This window comes from Staphylococcus sp. EG-SA-2, assembly GCF_017152085.1.
The window spans coordinates 1-4,885 of record NZ_JACYHC010000451.1 but is presented as its reverse complement, the minus strand read 5'-3'; the positions used below and the strand labels follow the sequence as shown (position 1 = coordinate 4,885).

Below are 4,885 nucleotides of genomic sequence, written 5' to 3'. Positions count from 1 at the left end.
CAACTGAGCAACAATAATTGAAAATGTTGAAACCGTTTGCTAAGATTAATTTGCAATTGAATACTAAGGAACTACTAGGGGAGCCTAATGATATGGCTGAGATGAATTGTTCAGACCCTTATGACCTGATTTGGTTAGTACCAACGTAGGAAAGTAGTTATTGAAGTGATGGGGCTAGTATAGCAACATTGCCATCAAACTACTTTCATGTTGGAAGTAGTTTTTTTATTTAGGGAGGATTTTTTACAATGGAATTTTCACAAAAATTGTACCAAGCTGCAAAGCCAATCATTAATGATATTTATGAGGATGACTTTATTCAGAAGATGTTATCCGGAGATATAGGAGCTGACGCATTACGCCATTACTTAAAAGCTGATGCTGCGTATTTAAAAGAATTTACAAACTTATATGCTTTGTTAATTCCAAAAATGAATAGCATGAATGACGTAAAATTTTTAGTAGAGCAAATAGAATTTATGGTTGAAGGTGAAGTACTTGCGCATGATATTTTAGCGCAAATTGTTGGTGAATCATACGAAGAAATCATTAAAACAAAAGTTTGGCCTCCAAGTGGCGACCATTACATAAAACATATGTATTTCCAAGCGCATAGTCGTGAAAATGCTATTTATACAATTGCTGCAATGGCACCTTGTCCATATATTTATGCAGAATTAGCTAAGCGCTCTCAAAGTGATCATAAGCTTAATAGAGAAAAAGATACGGCAAAATGGTTTGATTTTTATAGTACTGAAATGGATGACATAATTAACGTATTTGAGGCATTAATGAATAAATTAGCCGAATCAATGTCTGACAAGGAATTGGAACAAGTAAAGCAAGTATTTTTAGAAAGTTGCATACATGAGCGTCGATTTTTCAATATGGCTATGACACTAGAACAATGGGAATTTGGAGGAAAAGTAAATGATTAAACCTAAAATAGCATTAACCATTGCAGGTACTGATCCAACAGGTGGTGCCGGCGTAATGGCTGATTTAAAATCATTTCATTCATGTGGTGTATATGGTATGGGCGTCGTTACAAGTATTGTTGCTCAAAATACATTGGGCGTACAACATATTCATAATTTAAATCATCAATGGGTAGATGAACAACTTGATAGTGTCTTCAATGATACCTTACCTCATGCTATTAAAACGGGGATGATTGCTACAGCAGATACTATGGAAACGATTCGTCATTATTTAATGCAACATGAATCTATTCCATATGTAATTGATCCTGTTATGTTGGCGAAAAGCGGTGATTCATTAATGGATAATGACACAAAGCAAAACTTGCAGCATACGTTATTGCCATTAGCTGACGTAGTAACACCGAATTTACCAGAAGCTGAAGAAATAACGGGACTAACCATTGATAGTGAAGAAAAAATTATGCAGGCTGGCCGCATCTTTATTAATGAGATTGGTAGTAAAGGTATCATCATTAAAGGCGGTCATTCAAATGATACTGATATAGCAAAAGATTATTTATTTACTAACGAAGGTGTTCAAACATTTGAAAATGAACGATTTAAAACAAAACATACGCATGGAACAGGGTGTACATTTTCAGCAGTTATAACGGCAGAACTTGCAAAAGGTAGACCATTATTTGAGGCTGTACACAAGGCTAAAAAGTTTATTTCAATGAGTATACAATATACACCTGAAATCGGCCGTGGTAGAGGACCAGTGAATCATTTTGCATATTTAAAGAAAGAGGGATTAGACGATGAATTATCTAAATAAAATACGTATTGAAAACCCATTAACAATTTGTTATACAAACGATGTAGTTAAAAATTTTACAGCGAATGGTTTATTAAGTATTGGTGCGAGCCCTGCCATGAGTGAAGCTCCCGAAGAAGCTGAAGAATTTTACAAAGTTGCACAAGCGCTATTAATCAATATCGGTACTTTAACAGCACAAAATGAACAAGATATTATTGCGATTGCTCAAACGGCAAATGAGGCAGGCTTACCTATTGTATTTGACCCTGTAGCTGTTGGTGCTTCTACATATCGAAAGCAATTTTGTAAATTATTATTGAAATCAGCGAAAGTATCAGTAATTAAAGGCAATGCATCTGAAATATTAGCGTTGATTGATGATACAGCAACTATGAAAGGTACAGATAGTGATGCTAATCTTGATGCGGTTGCAATAGCGAAAAAGGCTTACGCAATATATAAAACTGCAATAGTAATCACAGGTAAAGAGGACGTTATTGTTCAAGATAATAAAGCCATCGTATTAGCTAATGGATCTCCATTATTAGCACGAGTAACTGGAGCTGGTTGTTTATTAGGAGGCGTTATTGCTGGATTTTTATTTAGAGAAACAGAACCAGACATAGAAGCGTTAATTGAAGCGGTAAGCGTATTTAATATTGCTGCTGAGGTAGCTGCTGAAAATGAAAATTGTGGTGGTCCTGGTACGTTTTCACCATTGTTGCTTGATACGTTATATCATTTAAATGAAACAACCTATCAACAACGGATTCGTATTCAAGAGGTGGAATAATATGTTTAACCAATCGTATCTAAATGTGTATTTTATTTGTGGGACCTCCGATGTTCCGAGTCATCGAACTATTCATGAAGTATTAGAAGCAGCATTAAAGGCAGGGATTACACTTTTCCAATTTCGAGAAAAGGGTGAATCAGCTTTAAAAGGAAACGATAAACTTGTATTAGCTAAAGAATTACAGCATCTCTGTCATCAATATGATGTGCCTTTTATCGTTAATGATGATGTATCCTTGGCAAAAGAAATTAACGCGGATGGTATACATGTCGGTCAAGATGATGCGAAAGTCAAAGAGATAGCACAATATTTCACTGATAAAATTATTGGACTTAGTATTAGTGATTTAGATGAGTATGCAAAATCTGATTTAACTCATGTTGATTATATAGGTGTTGGACCAATCTATCCTACGCCGTCGAAGCATGACGCGCATATACCAGTAGGTCCAGAAATGATTGCAACGTTTAAAGAAATGAATCCGCAACTACCGATTGTAGCTATTGGCGGTATCAATACTAATAATGTGGCGCCGATTGTAGAAGCAGGTGCCAATGGAATTTCAGTCATTTCAGCCATTTCTAAAAGTGAAAATATTGAAAAGACTGTTAATCGATTCAAAGATTTTTTTAATAATTAGTTAAATTTTTCCACTTATTGTTTCATACGTACTCATTAATGTGATAGAATAAATCCTATGTGAATATAATGATAGAGGTGGAAAAATGAAGAAAAAAGCGTTACTACCATTATTTTTAGGTATTATGGTCTTTTTGGCTGGTTGTGACTATTCTAAACCTGAAAAACGTAGTGGGTTTTTCTACAATACATTCGTAGATCCAATGAAAAATGTATTGGATTGGTTGGGAAATAACTTATTAAACGACAATTATGGTTTAGCTATTATTATCCTTGTATTGGTAATTCGTATTATTTTATTACCATTCATGTTGTCAAACTATAAAAATAGTCATATGATGCGTCAAAAAATGAAAGTTGCAAAGCCAGAAGTTGAAAAAATTCAAGAAAAAGTGAAACGTGCGCGTACACAAGAAGAAAAAATGGCTGCAAACCAAGAATTAATGCAAGTATATAAAAAGTATGACATGAACCCGATTAAGAGTATGTTGGGTTGTTTACCAATGCTAATCCAATTGCCAATCATCATGGGATTATACTTTGTACTTAAAGACCAACTTGTAGATGGTTTGTTTAAATATCCACACTTCTTATGGTTCGATTTAGGACGTCCTGATATTTGGATTACAATTATTGCCGGTGTTTTATACTTTATCCAAGCATATGTATCAAGTAAAACGATGCCAGACGAACAACGGCAAATGGGTTACATGATGATGGTCATTTCACCAATTATGATTATCTGGATTTCATTAAGCTCAGCATCAGCACTTGGTTTGTACTGGTCTGTCAGTGCGGCGTTCCTTGTAGTTCAAACACACTTTGCGAACATTTATTATGAAAAAGTCGCTAAAAAAGAAGTACAACCTTTCATTGAAGCGTATGAAAGAGAGCACAACGGCGGCAGCAATAAAAAAGGCAAAAACACACAAGTAGTGTCTAAAAAGAAAAAGAAATAACCTTAGCAAGTCCAAATAATGTGCACCCTAAAAGTTGAAGATAATTTTAACTTTATAGGGCGCACATTATTTTTCGCTTCAATAGCGAAACTTAGTGTCACATTATACAATATGTGATAAATAGAAACAGCAGTAAGATGATTTCAAATGTGAAAGTCATCCTACTGCTGTTTTTATTTGAAATAATATTAACGAGATTTCAGTATGTAAAAAGTGGTTAATAACAGAGTTGTCATTCTTCATCGCAATGTCATCTTGACACAATGATTCATCAGTGTAGCAGTATATGTCGCAAATTTCCACAGTAATTCACTAATACATGTAACAGTGTGAAATACTAACATCACAACGGCATAATACACATTGCAACGTCCCAACAACATATCATAGAATAGTAACGGCATGGCATCAACACCAAACCGGGCTATAATACCATAACACCGCAACGCCACATCATAGCACTACATCAAGTCGCATCGTAGCACCAGCACATCAAAGTAACATGGCATCAACATCAAACCGGTCTATAACACCATAACAGCGCAACGCCACATCATAGCACTACATCAAGACGCATCGTGGTACCAGCACATCAAAGTAACATGACATGACACCAAGCTCCCACAACAACACATCAAAGTAACATGGCATGACACCAAGCTTCCACAACAACACGCCATTACATCGCATCATCATACTACAACTTCAATGTCTAGTCGTGATAATTCCATTCCGTAAAAAACTGTTT

The 4,885-nt window shown here is 35.2% G+C and carries 5 protein-coding genes and 1 riboswitch; all 5 genes read left to right on the top strand.

Annotated features, from left to right (window positions below):
* Positions 1–66: 66 nt before the first annotated feature.
* Positions 67–169: riboswitch (TPP riboswitch) on the top strand.
* Between the two features lie 79 nt (positions 170–248).
* Positions 249–938, top strand: a complete 690-nt coding sequence (gene tenA, locus IDG60_RS05930; RefSeq protein WP_000396077.1) for a thiaminase II — start codon at positions 249–251, stop codon at positions 936–938.
* Positions 931–1,761, top strand: a complete 831-nt coding sequence (thiD, locus tag IDG60_RS05925) for a bifunctional hydroxymethylpyrimidine kinase/phosphomethylpyrimidine kinase (RefSeq protein WP_000594954.1) — start codon at positions 931–933, stop codon at positions 1,759–1,761. The genes tenA and thiD overlap by 8 nt, the downstream gene beginning before the upstream one ends.
* Positions 1,745–2,536 carry a hydroxyethylthiazole kinase gene (gene thiM, locus IDG60_RS05920; RefSeq protein WP_001108483.1) on the top strand — a complete coding sequence of 264 codons (792 nt, stop codon included), beginning with the start codon at positions 1,745–1,747 and terminating at the stop codon, positions 2,534–2,536. The genes thiD and thiM overlap by 17 nt, the downstream gene beginning before the upstream one ends.
* Position 2,537: 1 nt before the next feature.
* A complete protein-coding gene (gene thiE, locus IDG60_RS05915; RefSeq protein WP_000483153.1) occupies positions 2,538–3,179 on the top strand; it encodes a thiamine phosphate synthase in 642 nt (213 codons plus the stop codon).
* Between the two features lie 85 nt (positions 3,180–3,264).
* The gene (gene yidC, locus IDG60_RS05910; protein ID WP_000725802.1) at positions 3,265–4,137 is read left to right on the top strand and encodes a membrane protein insertase YidC; all 873 of its coding nucleotides are present in this window, start codon (positions 3,265–3,267) and stop codon (positions 4,135–4,137) included.
* The last annotated feature ends 748 nt before the right edge of the window (positions 4,138–4,885 follow it).